Source organism: Trinickia sp. (genome assembly GCF_051953405.1).
GTDB lineage: Bacteria > Pseudomonadota > Gammaproteobacteria > Burkholderiales > Burkholderiaceae > Trinickia.
Window position 1 is genome coordinate 188,206 of sequence record NZ_JBQCIV010000086.1, and the last position, 19,663, is coordinate 207,868.

General features: G+C 61.8%; 13 protein-coding genes. 4 read left to right on the forward strand and 9 right to left on the reverse strand.

What is annotated here, in order from left to right; translation table 11 throughout:
* Window positions 1-41: 41 nt before the first annotated feature.
* The 8 genes from ACTHN9_RS15550 to ACTHN9_RS15585 form a co-directional block, all read right to left on the reverse strand.
* Window positions 42-1,583: a methyl-accepting chemotaxis protein gene (locus ACTHN9_RS15550; RefSeq protein ID WP_440537667.1), complete on the reverse strand. Its 1,542-nt coding sequence runs from the start codon at window positions 1,581-1,583 to the stop codon at window positions 42-44.
* Between the two features lie 317 nt (window positions 1,584-1,900).
* A complete protein-coding gene (locus ACTHN9_RS15555; RefSeq protein WP_440537668.1) occupies window positions 1,901-4,519 on the reverse strand; it encodes a 2-oxoglutarate dehydrogenase E1 component in 2,619 nt (872 codons plus the stop codon).
* 132 nt (window positions 4,520-4,651) lie between these two features.
* On the reverse strand, window positions 4,652-6,214 hold the full coding sequence (locus ACTHN9_RS15560) for a methyl-accepting chemotaxis protein (RefSeq protein WP_440537669.1): 1,563 nt from the start codon (window positions 6,212-6,214) through the stop codon (window positions 4,652-4,654).
* 188 nt (window positions 6,215-6,402) lie between these two features.
* Window positions 6,403-7,035, reverse strand: coding sequence for a response regulator (locus tag ACTHN9_RS15565; protein ID WP_440537670.1), 633 nt, complete (start codon window positions 7,033-7,035; stop codon window positions 6,403-6,405).
* Window positions 7,010-8,662, reverse strand: a complete 1,653-nt coding sequence (locus ACTHN9_RS15570) for a hybrid sensor histidine kinase/response regulator (protein ID WP_440537700.1) — start codon at window positions 8,660-8,662, stop codon at window positions 7,010-7,012. The genes ACTHN9_RS15565 and ACTHN9_RS15570 overlap by 26 nt, the downstream gene beginning before the upstream one ends.
* Window positions 8,663-8,664: 2 nt before the next feature.
* Window positions 8,665-10,839 carry an ATP-binding protein gene (locus tag ACTHN9_RS15575; RefSeq protein ID WP_440537671.1) on the reverse strand — a complete coding sequence of 725 codons (2,175 nt, stop codon included), beginning with the start codon at window positions 10,837-10,839 and terminating at the stop codon, window positions 8,665-8,667.
* Window positions 10,840-10,920: 81 nt separating this feature from the next.
* Complete coding sequence (locus tag ACTHN9_RS15580; RefSeq protein ID WP_440537672.1) at window positions 10,921-11,916, reverse strand: hypothetical protein; 996 nt, start codon at window positions 11,914-11,916, stop codon at window positions 10,921-10,923.
* Between the two features lie 128 nt (window positions 11,917-12,044).
* Window positions 12,045-12,383 carry a hypothetical protein gene (locus tag ACTHN9_RS15585; RefSeq protein WP_440537673.1) on the reverse strand — a complete coding sequence of 113 codons (339 nt, stop codon included), beginning with the start codon at window positions 12,381-12,383 and terminating at the stop codon, window positions 12,045-12,047.
* Between the two features lie 408 nt (window positions 12,384-12,791).
* On the opposite strand from ACTHN9_RS15585, the gene ACTHN9_RS15590 reads away from it, so the two are divergent.
* Entirely contained in the window at window positions 12,792-14,975 is a 2,184-nt protein-coding gene (locus ACTHN9_RS15590; RefSeq protein WP_440537674.1) for a glycerophosphodiester phosphodiesterase family protein, read from the forward strand.
* A gap of 115 nt (window positions 14,976-15,090) precedes the next feature.
* Here the strand turns inward: ACTHN9_RS15590 and ACTHN9_RS15595 are convergent, their stop codons facing one another.
* Window positions 15,091-15,405, reverse strand: a complete 315-nt coding sequence (locus ACTHN9_RS15595; protein WP_440537675.1) for a hypothetical protein — start codon at window positions 15,403-15,405, stop codon at window positions 15,091-15,093.
* A gap of 279 nt (window positions 15,406-15,684) precedes the next feature.
* Here ACTHN9_RS15595 and ACTHN9_RS15600 point away from each other — a divergent pair, with 279 nt between their 5' ends.
* Genes ACTHN9_RS15600 through ACTHN9_RS15610 form a run of 3 tightly spaced genes read left to right on the forward strand, consistent with a single transcriptional unit; the run spans window position 15,685 to window position 19,657 of the window.
* Window positions 15,685-18,504, forward strand: coding sequence for a TonB-dependent receptor (locus ACTHN9_RS15600; RefSeq protein ID WP_440537676.1), 2,820 nt, complete (start codon window positions 15,685-15,687; stop codon window positions 18,502-18,504).
* 40 nt (window positions 18,505-18,544) lie between these two features.
* Complete coding sequence (locus ACTHN9_RS15605) at window positions 18,545-19,255, forward strand: MotA/TolQ/ExbB proton channel family protein (RefSeq protein ID WP_440537677.1); 711 nt, start codon at window positions 18,545-18,547, stop codon at window positions 19,253-19,255.
* 3 nt (window positions 19,256-19,258) lie between these two features.
* Entirely contained in the window at window positions 19,259-19,657 is a 399-nt protein-coding gene (locus ACTHN9_RS15610; protein ID WP_440537678.1) for an ExbD/TolR family protein, read from the forward strand.
* The last annotated feature ends 6 nt before the right edge of the window (window positions 19,658-19,663 follow it).

Sequence of the window (19,663 nt, forward strand, 5' to 3'; positions counted from 1 at the left end):
CCGGCCGCCCGCGTTTTCCACCTCATGCCGCCACGCCGCCTTTACAACACGAATGCGCTGACGACGCGGCTCAGATGCGCGGCCTGGTTCTTCAACGCGTCCGCAGCCGCCGCGCTTTCTTCCACCAATTGAGCGTTCTCTTGCGTGGCGTGATCCATCTGGGCAATCGCGCGGCTCACCTGTTCGATCCCGTCGCTTTGCTGTTGGCTCGAGACGCTGATCTCCGCCACGAGTTCGGCCACATGTTGAATACTGCTGACGACGGATCGAATGATCTGCCCGGCTTCCTCGACGCGCTGCCCGCCTACGCCCACCTGGTCCACCGAATCGCCGATCAGCGCTTTGATCTCGTGCGCCGCCACGGCGCTGCGCTGCGCCAGCGCGCGCACTTCGCTGGCCACCACGGCGAAACCGCGGCCGTGCTCGCCGGCGCGCGCGGCCTCGACCGCCGCGTTCAACGCCAAGATGTTCGTCTGGAAAGCGATCCCGTCGATCACGCCGATGATGTCCACGATCTTCTGCGAGGAGACGTGGATCGCGTTCATCGTATCGACCACCTGCGTGACGGCATCGCCGCCCGACGCCGCGATCGCCGACGCCTTCGATGCGAGACCGTTCGCCTCGCGCGCGGTTTCGGCATTGTGCTTGATACTGCTCGTGAACTGCTCCATCGCCGCGGCGCTTTGTTCGAGCGAGGACGCCTGCTGTTCCGTGCGAGTCGCCAAATTCATATTGCCGGTGGCGACCTGCAGCGACGCACTGGCAATCGTGTTCGTCCCGCTGCGCACATTGGCCACGATGTCGTGCAAACGCCGGATCATCTCGCCCAGCGCGGCCAATAGGCGCCCCGCCTCGTCCTTCGAATCCACCTCCGGCTGTTCCGTCAACTCGCCTCGTGCGACGGCTTCGGCAAGGTGCACGGCCCGGCTGATCGGAACGGTGATCGTGCGCGTAATGTACACACCGGCGGCGACGGCCAAGGCCGCGGCAATCAAGCCGATGAGGACCATTTGAATCGTCGTGCGCCGCGCATCCTCGCCGGCCTGCCTAACGTCGCCATCCATCGCGCGGGCCAGGTAATCGACCATGCGATCGACCTGCGCGTAATAGAGGTCCTGCTTGTTCGACATGTCGCCCTGGTAAAGATCGCGGGCGTCCTGCTGTTTCCCATCCTTGAGCAGTGCGAAGAATTGCTTGACCGTAGCGCCGTAGGCACCTCGTGCCTCGATTTGCTGTTGGTAGATCGCCTTCGCGCCATCGTCGGAAAGCGCCTTCTCGAGCTGCGCATACGTTTGCGTGTTTCTCGTGCGAAGGTCTGCGTAAGCGTTCATCAAATGCTCCGTCTGCTCGGCGGATGCACCGAGTGCGAGATCCGACACGATGCCGTTGGCCTTGTAACCGACATCCTTGATTTGGCTGCTCAGCGCGATCACGGCATAGCGATTCTCGACGAGCGCATGCATTCTCTCGTTGCTGGCGTTAAGCCGCTGAATCCCGATAAAGATCGTGGACATCATCAAGACGACAACCAAGCCGAATGCCAGCGCCAATCGAACGCCGATACGCAGGTCAGAAATTCTCATTCCAAAACTCTCGATAGAAATCGTTTTCAAAAACCGACGGAAATCGCCAGTCGCGGCACACATACAATCGGCTTTCGCCGGGTCAAGTTAAATTGCGCCACGTCATGGCAAATAGCCATGCCGTGGCGTGCAATCACCTATCCGTCGAGACGAAACGTTGCAGCCGCGTATATGGGTAACGACAATCCTCAGACGACCCTATAGCGTCAAACGCGTAGTCATTTAATGAAATGGGGGTCAGGCATTCCTTACTCCCCCCCTGATCGCTGTGCTGTCCTAATACGACGCGACGTCTTCGATGAAAACGATAAGACCGACTAAACGTAATCGACGTCCAATGCGTTAGCGGTCAAGCACTGCTGCGTTTTCTTATGACGCCGAATCGACGCATGGGCACCGGACGGCGTCGCATCGCGGCAGATACAAACCAACCGGCAATGGGGCGGCAAGATCGACTCGAGCGCTTCGCGTACGAAGTGCCAAGCGCCGTGATTTTTCTCCTCTTCCTGCGCCCAAACGAGGGTTGTGCAATTCGGGTAGCGTGCCAGCACCTCGGCAAGCGCCTGCGTGGGGAACGGATACAGCTGCTCTATGCGAACCAGCGCCGTTGCACTCCCGCCTTGGTCTTCGCGCGCGGCGTGCAGTTCGTAAAAGAGCTTGCCTGCGCATAGCACGACACGCGTCGCTTGCTCGCACGCGCGCTGGTCGGCACGATCGGGGTCGTCGACGATCGGTGCGAACGCGCCCGAAACGAACGCATGCAACGGCGCGTGCGAGCCTGGATCGCTGTACAACTGCGTCTTCGGCGCCATGACGATCAATGGACGCGGCTCGCGTGCGAAGGCCTGCTCGCGCAGCAAATGAAACCATTGAGACGAAGTGGAGGGCATGACCACCCGCAGATTGTCTGCGGCACTCAGTTGCAAAAAGCGCGAAAGGTAGCCGCTCGAATGCTCGGGCCCGTGCCCCTCGTGCCCATGCGGGAGCAGCATTGTCAGCGCGGAGCGGTATCCCCATTTGTATTCGCCCGCAGCGATGTATTGGTCGATGATGACCTGCGCGCCGTTCGCGAAATCGCCGAACTGCGCCTCCCAAATCGTGAGCCGCGCGCGAGACTGCACGCTGTAGCCATACTCGAAGCCCAGCACCGCCTCTTCCGTGAGCGGGGAATCCACGATATCGAACGGGCCTTGTTCCGCGGAAAGATGACGCAACGGCACATAAGCTGTGGGGCCGCCGTCGCCCGGCACTTGCGTATGCCAAACCGCGTGGCGATGCATGAACGTGCCGCGGCCGACGTCCATCCCCGATAGGCGAACGCCCCGGCCCTCATCGAGCACGGCCGCATAAGCCAGATTCTCGGCCAGGCACCAGTCGATGGCATCCGTATCGGATCGAAGCGCTTTGCGCCAGCGCTCGAGCATCTCTACGAGGCTTTCGTGCAGCAGCATGTGCGGCGGCACGGTAGTCAGGACATCGCCCAACGCACGCAGCCGTTCCATGGGAACCGGCCGGCACTCGGCGCGCCCACGCTCGGCAGGCGCGGCGTTTGCCGGGCCCGCTTGCTCGCCGATCGTCGTGCCCAGCCCGGCGGGCCGTTCGGCCACCCGTGCGAGCGCAAGCAGCGTGTCGAGCGGAACCGGCTCGCCGATCTTCGCGTGATAACGGTGCGCAACGCTTGTATGGGCCGCGATGGCGACCTGCAGCGCCGGGTGCGTGAGGGCCGGCTTGTCGTGCTCCGAGTGCCCCAGCCGCCGATATCCGACGAGGTCGATCACGATATCGGCACCGTAGGTCATCCGATAGTCGAGCGCAATCGAGGCGGCGCGCCATGCCGCCTCGGGATCGTCGGCATTGACGCGCAAGACAGGCGCATCGACCATGCGCGCCACGTCGGTGCAATACGTGTGTTCGTGCGGCGCCATCCGATTGAGCGTCGTAAAGCCGATTTGATTATTGAGGACGACGTGCACGGTACCGCCCAGCGCATAGCCCGGCTTGCGCGTCAAATTGAGCGTCTCCGCCACGATCCCTTGGCCGATGAACGCCGCGTCGCCGTGCACGACGAGCGCCATGCCGTGCGATTCGGGGTGGTCGTCGCGATAGGCGCGCGCCATGCCGACGACGACGGGATAGACGCTTTGCAAATGCGACGGGTTATGGGCGAGCGTCACGCGCACCTCGCGCCCCGCGATCTTCTTACACGACGTCGTGCCGAGGTGATAAGCAAGATCGCGCTGAATGGCGGCCACGTGCGAGCGTTCGTCCAGATGCGCCAATATTAAGTTGGGGTCGACGCCCATGACATTGACGAGCACGTTGAGGCGCCCGCGATGCGGCATGCCGAGGAAAATCCGATCGATGCCGTGGCCTGCGCTCTCCTCCATCAACGCATCGAGCAACGGAACGAGGCTTTCGCATCCCTCCAGCGAAAACCGCTTCGCATGCGGAAGCGATTGCGCCACGCGCTGCTCCCACGCCTGCGCATCGATGAGGCGGGCGAGCAACGCGCGACGGCGGTCGTCGTCCGGCGCCGGGGCGTAGAGGTCGGCCTCGATGCGAGCGTGGAGCCAGCGACGCCGCCGTTCGTCGCGCACGCCGCTGCAATCGAGCGACAACGCGCCGCAATAGATCCGGCTCAATCGGCCTTTTAAATCGGCGGCGGTCGACGCCGAGGGCAAATCGTCGGGCAGCGATTGCAGCGCCTGCGTCGGGGCAAGGCCGTGAAATTCGAGCGTCAGCTCGGGCGCTTGCGCGGGCGATGGAGTCGCCAGCGGATCGGCACTCGCGTGGCGATAGCCCTGCGAGCGATAAGCATCGACGAGCGAGCGGATGCGCGCCTGCAGCGGCAGATCTTGCGCGGCCGCGCAATGTATCGAAGCGCTCTCGAGTGAAAAAGCAGATTCGGCCCCTACTGCCAAGAGATTGCGAGTCATATCGGAATGGATTTTCGCCAGAAATAATTATTGAATGTAATCGGCGGGCGCAAAACGTCGCGGTCCCAACCGTGGCGAAGTAAACGGCTATGACTGGCTATTTCTTAATGTAAAGATTTCCTTAAAAGATCGTCAGAATGCGATTGATGTATTCGCTAGGCGGAACACGGACACGGCCCGCCCAAGGTTCATCGCCTGCTCTTCGAGAGACTGCGCCCCCGCCGCCGCTTGTTCGACCAAAGCCGCATTTTGTTGCGTGACCTCGTCCATTTGCGAAACGGCTTGATGGACCTGCTCGATGCCGCGGCTTTGCTCTTCCGATGCGGCGGCGATTTCGCCGACGATATCGGAAACCTGCTTGATCGCCTGTTTCACCTCGCCCATCGTCGCGCCCACGCCCGTCGCTTGCTGGGCGCTGCCTTGAATCATCGTCACCGACGAAGCGATCAACTCTTTGATTTCCTTCGCGGCAGCCGCCGAGCGTTGCGCGAGGCTACGCACTTCGCTCGCCACCACGGCGAAGCCGCGGCCTTGCTCCCCGGCGCGAGCCGCTTCCACCGCCGCATTCAGTGCCAATATGTTCGTTTGAAACGCAATGCCCTCGATCGTACCGGTGATCTGCGAAATCTTTTCCGAGCTGCTGCTGACCTCGCCGATGGAACGCACCATGTCCTGCACTGCATCGTTACCTGCCTCCGCCATTTCGGTTGCACGCGTCGCCAGTGCGTTGGCTTGACGCGCGTTGTCGCTGTTCTGTTTCACGGTTTGGGTCAACTGCGTCATGCTGGCGGCCGTCTCTTCCAGCGAAGAGGCTTGCTGTTCGGTGCGGGCCGACAAATCCGTGTTGCCGCTCGCGATTTCCTGCGAGGCGGCTTTGACGGATTCGGCGCTGGTCTTGATCCCGCGCACCGTATCGCTCAATTTTTGGTCCATTTGCCTGAGCGCGTCGATCAACTGACCGAACTCATCGTTCGACGTGGCCTCGACATGGTTCTCGAGATTGCCGTCCGCGATTTCGTTCGCGATGCCCACCGCTTGCTGCAGCGGCCGGGTCACCGCGCGCAGCAAGTAGATCGATACGCCGATTCCCACGACGGTGCCAACGCCGAGCAGCGCGAACGCGATCGCTCGAATTTCCCTGAAGGTCGATTCGCTGTCGTCCGCCGCCTGTTTCGCCCCGTCGAGATTGATCTCGACGTCGTCGGTCAACCCCTTCATCAATTCGTTGGCCACGTCGGTCTCTCGATCGATCAGCGTGGCAGCGGTGTCATAGTTGCCGGCGGCGAGCGCGGCGGTGGCATCGTCGTTCGATGCCTTGAATCGCGGCAAGGCGCTCTTGATTTGCTCGGCCGCCACGCGCTCGCGGTCGCTCGAGATACCGTCGGGATAGTAGCGATTCCAGTTGTCGTCGATACGTTTCGACGCCGCGCGAATCGCCTCGATGCCGGCCTGCGTTTGAGCCGCATCGTGAAGCACCTGCAGACGGCGCAGTTCCCAGCGTATCTCCAACTGCGCGGCACGCACCTCGGCCAGTTGGGCAATCGGCAGCGTATTTCCCGTATACGCATCCCTCATGTTGGCATTCATCTTCGACAATCCAAAGATGCCGAAGGCGCCGATAACCGCCATCAATAGAACGCAAATACCGAACGCGGGAATGATCTTGAACTTGATGCTGCGCGAAAACCGATGCATAGGGTTGTCCTTCTCGTTTCATCCAAAAGCGACTGGGCGCCGCAGCCATTGCCATAACCGTCAGACAAAAACGGGTATGTCAACGTTTACGGTCGCAGCCAGCAGCAACTGAACCATGGAAAATGTAAGGAATTCCTGAAAGAAACGTAAGGATGCGCAACCGGCCGCCGCGCGCGATACCCCGCCGTTCAATGCGCCGCCAAACCATGCCGAATCGAATAGCGAATCAATTCGGCGTTGTTGGTGAGACCCAGCTTCTGCATGAGCCGCCGCTTGTGCGTGCTGATCGTTTTCGCGCTCAGTGCGAACGTGTCGGCAATGTCGTTGATGCTGCGTCCGCTCGCGAGCGCACGCAGCACCTCGAACTCGCGATCGGAGAGAATTTCGTGCGGCGGCACGTCGCTCGAGTGGCGCTCGAACACCACGGCATCGACAAGTTTCGGATCGATAAACCGCCCCTCGTCCACCAGCTTGCGAATCGCGGCAATCAATACTTCCGGATCGCTGTCCTTCGTGACGTAGCCCGCCGCGCCCGCGCGCAGCGCACGGGAAACGACCTGCGCTTCGTTATGGATACTGAGGATCAAGATCGGCATCTCGGGATATTCGGCGTGCACGCGCCGAATCAGGTCGACGCCGCTAATGCCCGGCATCGTCATGTCGAGCATCAGCAAGTCGAGTTCCTTGCCCCGCAGCTTGCTCAGCACGTCGGCCCCGCTCACGGCCTCGTCGACGACCGCGATATCGTTCGCGGTCGCCACGATTTGCTTGAGTCCGCTTCGAACCACCGCGTGGTCATCCGCGATGAGAATCTTGATCATGTTCGTGTCCATGTTCTGTCGGAATAGAAATTGAAATCACGGTCCCGCAGCCGGGCGCGCTGTCGATTTGCAGCGAAGCGCCGATCAGACGTGCGCGCTCGCTGATGCCGAGCAAGCCGTACGAATCGCGCTTGCCCACCGCCCCGGGTTCGAAACCGCGCCCGTTGTCGCTCACATTGAGTTGCAATGCGTGTTCCGTTTGCATGACGGTCACATGGACACGCGATGCACCGGCATGCCGCGCCGCATTCGTCAACGACTCCTGCACGACGCGGAATACGGCTGTCGCCGCGGGGTCGCCGATCGCCGGCTCGCAGCCGTTCGCGAATAGCTGGCAGGAAATGCCAGTGCGCTTCGTGAAGTCTTCGGCCAGCCACTCGAGCGCCGACACCAGCCCGAAGTTCAGGGCGGCCGGACGCAGATGGTTGGCTACGTTGCGCACCATGAGAATGGTGAGATCGACTAGCTCTCGCATATCGATGACTTTCTTCAACAGCTCGGGCGCATCGGTCAGCCGCATCTTGAGCAGGGAGACATCCATCTTCAAGGCAGTCAGCAATTGACCTAGCTCGTCGTGGATCTCGAGCGCGATCCGCTTGCGCTCTTGCTCTCGAATCGCTTCCATGTGCGCGCTCAACTGGCGCAGTTGCTCGCGGGACTCGAGCAACGCCTGCTCGATCCGCTTTCGTTCCGTCACATCGCGGATCCCGAGATAGAGCGCCGGCTGATCGTGGTACGTCGCCAGACGCGCGGACAGCGTGCCCCAGAAGGTGGTGCCGTCGCGTCGACGCAATTCGATTTCCTCGTCGCGGACGATGCCGTCGCGCCTCACGCGATCCGCCAATCGATACCTGTCCGCTTCGTCGACGTAAAGATCGAGGCTATTGAGTTTCGACTGTTCCTGTTCGCTGATGCCGAACAATTCCCGCCATGGCCCGTTGGCATAAAGCACATGGGGCGCATCGATCGAACCGATGCAAAGCGGCACGGGGCTCGCCTCGACAATCACGCGCAAGCGCGCCTCGCTGAGTTTCAGATCCGCTTCCACGCGCTCGCGAACGGCAATTTGCGCTCGCAAATCGTCGTTCGCTCGGGCGAGTTCGCTCGTGCGTTCGGCCACGCGCCGCTCGAGTTCGTCGCGGATCCGAGACAGCGCGCGTTCGGCTTCCTGCCGCACGCCGATCTCCTGCAGCAACAACTGGTTTTGCCGAACAAGCGTTTTTTGCATCTCGCGCATGGCCAGGTGAACGTCCATCCGCGCCACGACTTCGTCGATCCGGACCGGCTTCGTCACATAGTCGACGCCGCCCGCACGAAACCCTTCGACCATCTCGTTCACACCATCGGCCACGGTCATGAAGATGACGGGGATCTCTCGCGTGCGCGCATCGGCTTTCAGCATCCGGCAGGTTTCGAACCCGTTCATGCCGGGCATATTGACGTCCAGCAGGATCAGCGCAGGCAGGCAGTACCTGGCACGCTCGATCGCTTCCGCGCCGTCGAGCGCGATCAGCACACGGAACCCGCGCTCGCCAAGCGTATCGACCACCAAGCCGAGATTGGCCGGTGCGTCGTCCACGATCAACACCGTGGCTTGTTCGGGAAGATATTCGACCGCTTCGTCCATCGTCATGACCCGTCCGGCAAATGCCGTTCGACGAAGGCGAGCAACGCCTTCGATTGATACGCGCGCGCCAGTGCGTGCAGAACCGAAGCGAACGCCGTATAGCCCCGGTCCTCGGCAACCACGCGCTCGGCCCAGGTCCGCACGCCTCGCATATCGCCCATGCGGGCGAGTAAGTGAAGACGACGCATGTCGGCCGCCCGCGGCACGCGCAGGTTCAGTTCGGATAGCCGATCGAGATTCAATTCGCGTTCTTCGTGTTCCGGCGCATAGATCCACGTCAACCCGAGCAGCGACGACATTTCGGCTTGCAGCCGTGCGAACTCGATCGGCTTGGAGAGAAAGGCATTCGCGCCCGCGTGCAAGGTTTTGTCGACGTCGGCCTGGGACGCGCTCGCCGATAGCGCAACGATCGGAACGTCGGCGCCCGCCGGCAGCGCGCGCAGGCAGCGAATGAACTCCAGGCCGTTCATGCCCGGCATCACGATGTCGGTCAGCACGATGGAGACCGAGGTTTGGGCCAGCGCGGCCAGTGCCGCCTCGGCCGATTCCGCCGTGACGACGTCGAAACCGATGCGGCCCAGCAAGTCGGCGATAACGGCCCGATTCACCTGCGCGTCGTCCACCACGAGCACCTGCCGCCGCGGTCCGGCATACCCCGTGACGAGCCCTTCGGATTGGCGCAAGCGCGCGTCGCCCCCTTCGCATTGGGTAGCCGGCAATTCGAAGCTGAACACACTGCCCTTGCCCACTTCGCTGCGCGCGACGATCTCGCCCCCCATCGCGCGCACGAACTGACGGCTGATCGCGAGCCCCAGCCCGATCCCGCCTTCGTTGCTGCCCGGACATCGCGCCTGCTCGTAGGGCAAGAAAATCCGCTCGAGGGACTCCTCGGCAATGCCGATACCGGTATCGATTACCTCGAACCGCACCTGATCGGATGCGGCACGGCCGACGCGCAACATCACGCTGCCTTGCGCCGTAAACTTGATGGCGTTCGTCAACAAGTTGAGCAGCACCTGGCGCAGTCGCCGCTCGTCGGCGCGTACCGCCACCGGCGCATCGGGCGAAATCTGCGGCACGAAAACCAGCCCCTTCTCCGCCGCCTTCATCGCGACGACTTCGCCGATCGCACCGACCGTTTCGGAAATCGTCACATCGCTGATCTCGACGCGCATCCGGCCCGCTTCCACCATCGCGAAATCGAGCACATCGCCGATCAGCGCGAGCAATTGCTCGCCGCAGCGCTGAATCACCGCCACGGCATCGCGGTGCTTGGCACGCAGCGAACTATCGCGATGAAGGATTTGCGCATACCCGAGGATGCCGTTCAACGGCGTGCGAAGCTCGTGACTCATGCTGGCGAGAAACGCGCTCTTGGCGCGGTTGGCCGCTTCCGCCGCGAGCCGCGCCTCGCGCTCCGCCGCGGCGTCGCGCTCTTCCAGATAAGCGCGATGGGCGCGCGCGCTCATTTCGTTGAACGCGAACACGAGCCGGTCGAATTCGTCCGGCGCCGCGCGAGGATTGCGATCGAGCACAAGCGGCAGCGCCGGCAGGCGATAATCGTAACGATCGACCGCCCGGGCCACGGCGCCGAGATGCCGGGTGACCAAGCGATTCAACAAAACCGTGATAAACACCGCAATCAAAAACGTATTCGTGGCTTGACCCACGATGATCAACACGGCCGTTCTTGCCACGGCGCCGAACAAATCGTCGAGCGTGGCGACGACGTGCAACGTACCGATCGTCCGGTCGTTACCCTGCACGCGCCGCATGATCGGGAAATCGCGCGAGATGATCGAGCGCCCAGGTACCGACATACCCGCGGACACGACGAACGGCTCGCGTCCGGTCGCCTCCACGCGCACCGAACGGATGTCGCGGCGCCTGAGCATGTCGTCGAGTTCCAATTGCAATTGCGAGCGATCGAGCCGCCAGAGCGCTTCCCCAAGGCTATCGCGATAACTGCGCTCTACCTCGGACAGCTGCGTCTGCACGAGATCGACCCCTTGCCGATACTCTCGACAAAGTTGCACCGCGGCGAGCAGCACCGTCACGACGCAACTGAATGCGAAGATCGCGGCGAACAGCCGCAACACCACGCTGCCGCGCAGGCGATCGATCAGGCGCCACCAGGAAAGCGAGGTAATGACGTCCATCTCCCTGTAAATGGGCATCGTTGGCATGACATCCTTGGTGCCGCGCCGAGGGCCGCGGCTATATGAACAAACGCATCGAATGGCAGCTCGCCATCCAAATTAATGAATCGTTGAAACCGATCGCACGACATCCTTCGCCCGATCGCCGGACGCTTCGATGTTCATCCAATATTCGGAGGGTATCGCGCGATCTTGCATGGACAAATACGGATTGTCGATCCAAATTACCTTGCGGTGCGCGAGATCCGCATGTTCGAGCGCATTCTGGATATAAGGGTGTGACCGAAACAACTGCATATATGAACCATCCGCGTAGGCTTTACGCAGGCCTTGCTCGATCGCATTCGCCAGCCGGTTATCGCGCTTGCTGGTATAGAAAATGAAGTCGGACCGATAGGCTAGCAAGAGGTGATGCTCGACGACAAGATCGGGATTGGCCTGATGTCGGGCCTGCAGTTCGGTGTAAGCCTCGATCACGCCGCGCGGGTAATAGTCGATATGCCCCGCCTCGACCATCCGAAACAACGCATCGTAGGGCGCGGTTTCGATCTGCAGCCCCGAACGACGAAGAATGTCCGTGTCGACCCACCCGATGCCTTGCCCGCCGATCAACGCTTGCAACTGCTGGAGCGTATCGATGCGGTCGAACTCAGCTTGACGGTCGTTGCGTATGACGAGCACGCGAAAGCCGATCAACCCGCGGTGAAGGGGAATAGGAATCGCACGCAGCTTGGCCTCGTCCACCCGCGACATGCTCGACCAATGCAGATTGATCGTTCGTCCCTCGGCCAATTCCTGCAACGCTCGCTCTCGCTCCATCACATCCTTGGAGGCCCGGATCGTGTAATCGGCATGGACCTCGTGCATCGCCAAATCGAGCACGGCTTTGGCAAAGGCGGCGCGCGGGTCGTCGAATTCGGTGACGCGCGGGTAAACGATTTCAAACCGCTCTGCACGCACGGGTGCCGCGTGCCAACACACGAGTGCGGCCAACGCGATGCATAGGCTTCGCCGGCTCGAGCCGCAGTTGGGCCAAATCGCGATGCGACCGCGCGATCGCACCATTGCCCGGATGGTCGAACGGATCAAGATCATTCCTGAAATGTGGCCGATCGGCACACAAAAAAAAGGCCGTCTATCGACGGCCAAAGGAGCACCAACGCATACAACAGCGTGACGGAACGCTGGCGCTACAGGGGACTCGTCGAAACAATGCTCGACGCTTAACGCTGAGCGTTCGGCTCGAGCACCTTCAAATATCGGTTGACTTCCTTCACTAGTTCCGCGCTGTAGGCGCTCGGCAAACCATCGTCGTCGCCAAGCGCAAGCAGTCGCTCTATCCGGTTGCGAAACGTGCCGGCAATGTCGGCGCGAGTCTGGGGCGACAGGTGAGACACGATCGAATTGAGCATCTCGCCTGCCACCAGCATCCAAGTACCGTGCTGAACGATGGCGTTGCTATGTGCGCCGCACAGCTCAACGATCGCATCTCTGAGTTCGTCGGCATTATCGGGCGCTTCATGCGCTCCCACGTCGGCTTCCGAATGCTCTTGTGTCGTCATGATTGGCCCCACCATTTTTGTGACTTCGGCGCATCGATTCGCCGAGCGCGGCATCGCTATTGCTCAGCGCTGAATTCTAATGCGCGCGCTTCGCGGCATATCGACCGAAAAGGATGAATCGATCGTCAGGATTTCCTTAATCGAACCGATGAGCGTTCCATGCCGCTACGTGGACGTAGAACGCCAAACGTTTTACAGCCGAAAATTTCGCGCACAGACAATGGATTTCGGCGGCCGAGCGGGCTTGTCACGCTCAATGAGTAAGCTCCATGAATCAGACGGACTCATTCGTCTCCCTTTATCGGAATTCGCCTCATCGCTTCATCGTTACGCAGCCTCTTCGTGCGCGGGGCCGATGTTCCGGCGAAAACAAGTCAGTAATCCTCACTACCCAGTAAGGGACGCGCCGTGAAAAACATCGCCGAACTCTATACGCTGAGCAGCCACCATCTGCCCGCTGCATCGCCCGCCGCCGAAGGCGCATTGCCCGCTGCCGCTGCGCAACCCAGTGCAGGTGCCCATGCGCCGTCGAGAAGCGGCCCGCTCGATCGCCTGTCGGCACGCGGCAACGGCCGCGGCGCGCCTGCGAAGGCGCCGGAGATCGCGCCGCCGCTCGTCGAATATCCGAGTTCGGCCCGACGCCCGCGTGGCGCAAAAAGCAAGCTCATGGTATCGCTCGACAGCGAGGTGTCCGACCACTCCGAGGCATCGTTGACTGCGCATCGCATCGCGATACAAGCCCTCCAATCGACATTCGGCAAGACAGAGGCGGTACGCCAGCTTCCCGCCGATCATCCCCTCGCGCACTTCGCGGGGGATAAGCTGGACCACGTGCTGGTCGACAAGACAACCTTCTCGAAGCTCGCCCGTGCGGCAGGCGGCGCAATCGAAGGCGACCCGCATCGTTTCCCCGTGTTCGTCGATTCCGGCCGCAAGGCGCTCGTCGTCGATACTTCCCGAGCGTTTTCCGGCGACGACTTCACGCCGGCCGCCTTGCAAGGGATCGGCCGCGCGTTCCGTACCCACGACCTAGGCATTGCCGACCATGCCTGGCGGCCGTCCACCGGCCCGACCTCGCGCAAGCTCGATGCGGGCAGCCGGAAGCCATCTTCGGGCGGCACCACCGCCAAGGGCACGCTGGCCAACGGCACGCCGGGTCGCCCATGGCCGGTGCGGCACCGGAACGCGCTTCATCTGGAGTACCCCTACCCGGGGCGCGAAGTAGCGTCGACGTCGCGCGGCGCGGATTTCTACAAGGCCGATTTACACCACGGCATCGAAGATCTCGAAGGATGGGCACAAGCCGTCCGCCCGTCTTTCGCCCATCCGAACTATTTCGACGACCCGAACAACGCCGGCTACCAGGACATCGCTGTCCATCGCGGGCTGATCGACAATCACAACGGCATTCCCGAAAATTCGATTGCCGCGATCGACAATGCATTCAAGCATGGATATCAAAGCGTCGAAATCGACGTCGCGATCACCTCCGACGAAGTGCCTATCTTGCTGCACGATTTCACGGCGGGCCGGATGACCGCCGACCCCGATAACCGGTTGATCGCCAACATCCCTTCCACCGATCTGCTGAAACGCAATCTCGTGATTCGCAATCCGGTCAACGGCGATTACGTGGTAACCGATCAGAAAGTCCCTTCCGTCCAGCAAGCGCTCGAGCATATCCGGGCGAATCATCCGGGCAAGACGGTCATGCTGGACTGCAAGGAGACTTCGGCCGACATGACCGTCGCGCTGCTGATCGACAACCCAGCGCTGCGGCCGATGACGGCGGTCAAGCTCTACGGGCAAGCCTATTCGGGCGGCTTCGATCAGTTGCTCGGCAGTATGATGCGCCACTACGGCATCAATCCGACCAAACCGGAGCACCGCGAGAAGCGCGAGGCCTTGCGCGCCCAGCTCAAGGAAATCAAGTTCGTGCCGATCATGCCGCAAAAGGAACTGAAAAATCCAGCCCTACTTAAGTATTACCCGCAACCCGGCGTCAAAGCCGGTCAGCGCATGAAGCCGGAGCAGCTCGCCCAGCTTGCAATGGATTGGCTCGACAGTTGGCAAAATGCCAAGCCGGTCTTGCTGCAAGTCGTCCAGTCGAAGCAGGGCACGCCCGAAGGCAAGGCCATGGAGATACTGCGCGATCGTTTGCGCGATCCGGCGCACCCCTATGCGAAACTGCCGTTCGCATTCTGTTACCGCTACGAGGATTTTTCCGCACAGCCGAAGGGCGAAGACAAGAGCCACTACTACTGGAGCTTGCACGGCCGCATTTTGAACGCGAACCGGGAAGGCGAATTCGGCGCGCGTCGCGGCACGGCCGGCGCGTTCCGCAATGCGGCGCAAAACATACTGACCGACCAGCCGGACGAGGAAGTGTGGGCGATCGCGCACGATCGCCAATTGGATCGCGGCCACTCGGGGTTCGAAGTGTCGATGCCGCCGGGCGCGAAGATCGATACGAATTTCGCGGCCGAAAGCGCACGCGTGCGCGAATGGCAAACGCCTAAAACGGCGCCCGACGCCGATCTGATCGCAGCCGTGCGCGCGGGTGCCGCTCTAGACCGGAAACACGCCGGCTAACCGGGCGCGCAGGCGCTCGGACAGCGCGAGGACGTCCGCCTGCGTCGGATGCCCCCGCGCTGCCCCCACTAACGAATCGATTGAAATGCTTCCACCAGCGGGCAAACGCGCTCGCCTATTCAAGCCATTTCAATAGATCGTTGACCCTCGAGAGCAGCGCGGCGTGATACTCGGGCGGCATCGGAATGTCGTCCGTGCGCGCCATCGCTTTCTCGATCTCCGCTCGAAACGCACGCGCTACCTCGCGACGTTGCGCCGCGTTCAACGTGGGCAATACCGCGTCGATAAAGCTGTACTGCGCCACCAGCTCCGCCCCAAACCGCGACGCCGCTTTGGAACTCGACACGGCAAGTTTCTGCATTTTCTCCAACAAACCCTCATCCTCGCTCGCTTCCCGCCGATCCGTTGCCACGCCGTTCGTTTCCTGCACGCTCGCCCCTCCCGTCTAAAGATATCGTCTAACGAGTAAACGGCTGCGCCCCGTCCGGACTGAAGCGCCGACCGCGTAAAGAAATCCTGAATCGACACTAAGGATTCGCGAGAGAGCCTCCGCACGAAAGCGTTCGTAATCGTTTCGTCACACGACGACGCGACAATGCCGTCGAACTTAGAACGTTCTAAATCCCGGTCTTAGAACGTTCTAATACATAATCCACGACAACCCGGCACCGCTTGGAGCGGCACGCCACCGAGTCAACACAAGGTAGATATGTTCTCCTGGCCAACCAGCCGCACGTGTGCGCGCTTATCGATCATGACGCTGGCAGTGACGGCTGCCCTGCCCTCCCTCGCCCGCGCGGCCGGCAACGGCGCGGCATCGCCCGAGGCGGCTTCGGCCGCGGTCGGCGGCGAGCCGGCGCCCGCCGCGAAGCAACCCGCCGCCGCGCTGCCGGTGACCCGCCTCGCCGGGGTCAGCGTCACGCGCAAGCGCATGCAGACGGCTGCCGCGGTGGCCACCAAGCAAGTGCAAGACCGCGTCATGGACGTCGTGACCAAGGAGCAAATCCAGGCCGTGCCCGACGCAACGGCAACCGATGCCGTCAAGCGTGTCGCCGGCGTTTCGGTCAGCTTCAATTCCGATAACGTCAACGGCCGCGACGAAGCGCAATTCATCGCGATCCGCGGCCTCGATTCGAGCTACAACTCGTATACGTTCGACGGCGCCCCGATGGCCTCCACCGATCAAACGAGCCGCGGCGTGCGCACGAACATGTTGCCGTCCTCGCTGATCAAGCAAATCCGCGTCTTTAAAACCTGGCAGCCCGATCAGGATCCCAACGCGGTGGGCGGGTCGGTCGACTTCATCACGCGCAGCGCGTTCGACAACGGCAACAAGCCTTACTTCAGCATCACCGGCGCGCTCGGCCACATGGACGGCACCGGTAAGCTGCTGTCGAGCGCGCAAGGGCTCGGACGCAAAACGGATGCCGTGTTCAGCACGACGTTCGGCCCCACGCATGCGTTGGGCTTGGTTGTCGCCACGAACTACGAGAAAGAGAATTTCACGACGCTCGGCACCATGACGAGCGACACGATCTTCTACAACTACTACAACCCGGACGGCACCATCGCCAACAAGCCGACGACGGGCGGCCTCAATATCGGCAACGGCATTCCCGTTCCGCAGCAGTTCAAGTACTGGATGATGAACAAGAACATCGAGCGTCAAGGCGTCAACGCCAAGCTCGAAGCGAAGTTCAATCCTGACCTGTACGGTTTCGTCGAGTTCGGCTACAACGAAGAGAACGTCCATCAAACGCGTATCGAGAACATCGTCGACGACGCGCGGGACGTCTCGGTCAGCAACCCCGTCCTCAACCAAACCCCCACCTCCGGCCGGTTCGCGTTGGGCGCCGCGGAAGCCGGTTTCGAGCAAAACGCCGTCGATCGCACGTTGGCATCGGTGCAAGGCGGGCTCGATTGGAAGCTCGGCGGCGCGCGCACGCTCTCGTTCCGCTCTTCGTTCTCCGATGCCTCGCAATCGGCGCCGCAGCAATTGATCAAGTACGACCTCGCTAACGTCAAGTACAACGCGAAGGGCGGGTCGGCCTCGCTGACGGGTGTGCCGGGCCTCGGGATCAACTACGACACCTCCGGCTTCACGCCGTCGTTCGCGGTCAACCCCGCGGTCTACACGAACTTCAACAACTGGAATGCGATTTATTGGCAGCACGGCACGCAAACCATCGAAGACCGCGTCGGCAATCTCCAGCTCGATTTCCGCCAGAACATGGATGCGGATTCGCGCGGCCTCGGCTATGCGGTGGGGATCGATTACCGCCACCTCGGCCATAGCTTCAACGTCGGCCTGAACGAATTCGTACCGACCTCGGGCTCGATCACGCTCGCCGGCGTCGGCCAGTTGTCGGGCACCACGCTCCCGGGCAGCAACGGCTTGCCGTTCATGCTGATCAACCCCTCGGCCGCGTGGACGCAAATGGCCAATAGCAAGAACGTCGCGCCCTTCAGCGGCAATCTGGCGAGCAGCCTGCAGAGCAACTATTCGCACAACGAAGACAATTTCGCCGGTTACCTGATGGGCGCTTACCGCACCGACAGGCTCACGGCCATGTTCGGCGTGCGCCAGGACAATACGAACCTGTCCACGACCGGCAACGTGAGCACGGTTGCAGGCGGCCAGACGAGTTGGGGCTCGGTCACGAACGGTTCGCACTACGGCTTCACGCTGCCCGCCGCTTCGCTGATTTTCAACGCCACCGATGCGGTGCGCCTGAAGCTGGCCGCCAGCCAGACCATCGGCCGCCCGACCTACGACGACTACGCGCCGAATACGACGATCTCGCAGAACTCCGACGGATCGGTGACGGTGACCGAGGGCAATCCGAACATCAAGCCGCGGCAGTCGAACAACTTCGACTTCTCGGCCGAGTGGTACCTGCCGAACTCGGGCCTCGCCTCGTTTGCCGCGTTCCACAAGCAGATCAAGGACGAAATCTACACACTGTCCTCGCAAGGCCAGGTGTTCTTCCAAGGTCAGTTGCAAGACGCCGCCGTCACGCAGCCGCTGAACTCGTCGAGCTCGAGCCTGAACGGCATCGAATTGAACTTCACGCAAGGCACACTCGGTTGGATTCACCCGTATCTGAGCGGGCTGGGCTTCAGCGCCAACCTGACGTTGCTTCGCGGCCGCCTCAATGCGGTCACGGCAAGCGGTGCCGCGCGCACGATCAACGGGCTCGTCAATCAACCCGATCAGATCCGCAACCTGACGATCTTCTACAACCACGGCAAGTTCGGTGTCAGCGCCGCGTACAACTGGACGGGACAAAGCCTGCGCCTGGTGGACGCCAACTTGTCGTCCCAAGACGTCTACTGGCAAGCGCGCAAGGAAATCGACTTGCAGGCGCACTACGACCCGGCGCCGGGATGGCGCACCTTCTTCGAGGTCGCCAATTTGACGAACTCGCCGGTGGTCAGCGTTACCGGGCCGAACAAGAGCTTGCTCAAGGATTCGTTCACGCTCGGACGGACCTTCTGGCTCGGCCTGACTTACACCCCGAAGCTGTAACCCTCTTATTGTCCCGCTTTCAATCCTTCAAGGAACTTTCATGAACTCGATCTCCCGCTTCGCCGAGCTGAGCGAGCAGTCGCTCGGCATTATTCCGATCCTCGCGGTCATGTTGCTGGTCGTGCTGGCCGTCGCCATCGAACGCACCGTGTTTTTCATGCGCACGGCACCGAACGCCCGCCTGCTCGAGCGCACGCTGCCTACCGTCGATTTGCGACAAGAAGGCCTGCTGCGCCAGCTCGCCGCGCGCTTTCGCACGACGATCTTCGGCGAAACGCTTCGGGCCATCGCCGAGGCACCCGATCTCGATGCGGACGATATGGATCGCTACGTCGACGAAGCCATCGTGCGCACCCTGCCCACGCTGGACAAGTACCTGTGGCTGCTCGACGCGGCCGTGACGCTCGGACCGCTGATCGGCCTGCTCGGGACCATCATCGGCATCACCGAATCGTTCAATGTGCTCAGCGCCGCCGGCCCGAACGTGCAGGCCGTCACGGGCGGCGTAGGCCACGCGCTGATCGCGACCGGCTGCGGCCTCGCGGTCGCGATCGTCGGCGTCGCGGCGAACAGCTTCTTCACGAAGCGTGTGCGTCAATGCACGCTGCAGCTCGATCTGCTCAAACTCACGTGCGTCAAGCGCATTTGCCTGGCCGATCCCAAGACCGCCCACGACAACGGCCATGACGCGCTCGCTCAAGTACGCGCGACGATCAAGCGCGTGTCGAACGGCACGAGCACCGGAGCGTAAATCATGAGCCGTACCCGCTACTTCGAAGCGCGCGAACCGCGGATCGAAATCATTCCGATGATCGACATCATGATGTTCTTGTTGATCTTCTTCATGGTGACGATGCTCAAGATGGTCGAAACGAACGGCATTACGATCGCCGTGCCGCAATCCACCACGGCTACGCAATTGCCGACGCAATCGATGACGATCTCGGTGCGCAAGGACGGCGCGATGTTCTTCGACAATCATGTCGTCGATGCCGCGGCGCTGACGCAAGCGATGTCCGAGCGCCGCCGCAGCGCCAAGCTCGACGTGCTCGTGGCCGGCGATAAGGACGTGCCGCTTCAAGTGCTGCTCAATGTCATGGACATCGCACGCGCGGCAGGCGTCGACGACGTGAGCATCGCCGCTAAGCACTGAGGCCCG

What these genes read in the sequence shown, in the direction of transcription:
- ACTHN9_RS15550 (WP_440537667.1), bottom strand. Translation starts at nt 1,583, where the DNA reads ATGAGAATTTCTGACCTGCGTATCGGCGTTCGATTGGCGCTGGCATTC.
- ACTHN9_RS15555 (WP_440537668.1), bottom strand. Translation starts at nt 4,519, where the DNA reads ATGACTCGCAATCTCTTGGCAGTAGGGGCCGAATCTGCTTTTTCACTC.
- ACTHN9_RS15560 (WP_440537669.1), bottom strand. Translation starts at nt 6,214, where the DNA reads ATGCATCGGTTTTCGCGCAGCATCAAGTTCAAGATCATTCCCGCGTTC.
- ACTHN9_RS15565 (WP_440537670.1), bottom strand. Translation starts at nt 7,035, where the DNA reads ATGATCAAGATTCTCATCGCGGATGACCACGCGGTGGTTCGAAGCGGA.
- ACTHN9_RS15570 (WP_440537700.1), bottom strand. Translation starts at nt 8,662, where the DNA reads ATGGACGAAGCGGTCGAATATCTTCCCGAACAAGCCACGGTGTTGATC.
- ACTHN9_RS15575 (WP_440537671.1), bottom strand. Translation starts at nt 10,839, where the DNA reads ATGCCCATTTACAGGGAGATGGACGTCATTACCTCGCTTTCCTGGTGG.
- ACTHN9_RS15580 (WP_440537672.1), bottom strand. Translation starts at nt 11,916, where the DNA reads ATGATCTTGATCCGTTCGACCATCCGGGCAATGGTGCGATCGCGCGGT.
- ACTHN9_RS15585 (WP_440537673.1), bottom strand. Translation starts at nt 12,383, where the DNA reads ATGACGACACAAGAGCATTCGGAAGCCGACGTGGGAGCGCATGAAGCG.
- ACTHN9_RS15600 (WP_440537676.1), top strand. Translation starts at nt 15,685, where the DNA reads ATGTTCTCCTGGCCAACCAGCCGCACGTGTGCGCGCTTATCGATCATG.
- ACTHN9_RS15605 (WP_440537677.1), top strand. Translation starts at nt 18,545, where the DNA reads ATGAACTCGATCTCCCGCTTCGCCGAGCTGAGCGAGCAGTCGCTCGGC.
- ACTHN9_RS15610 (WP_440537678.1), top strand. Translation starts at nt 19,259, where the DNA reads ATGAGCCGTACCCGCTACTTCGAAGCGCGCGAACCGCGGATCGAAATC.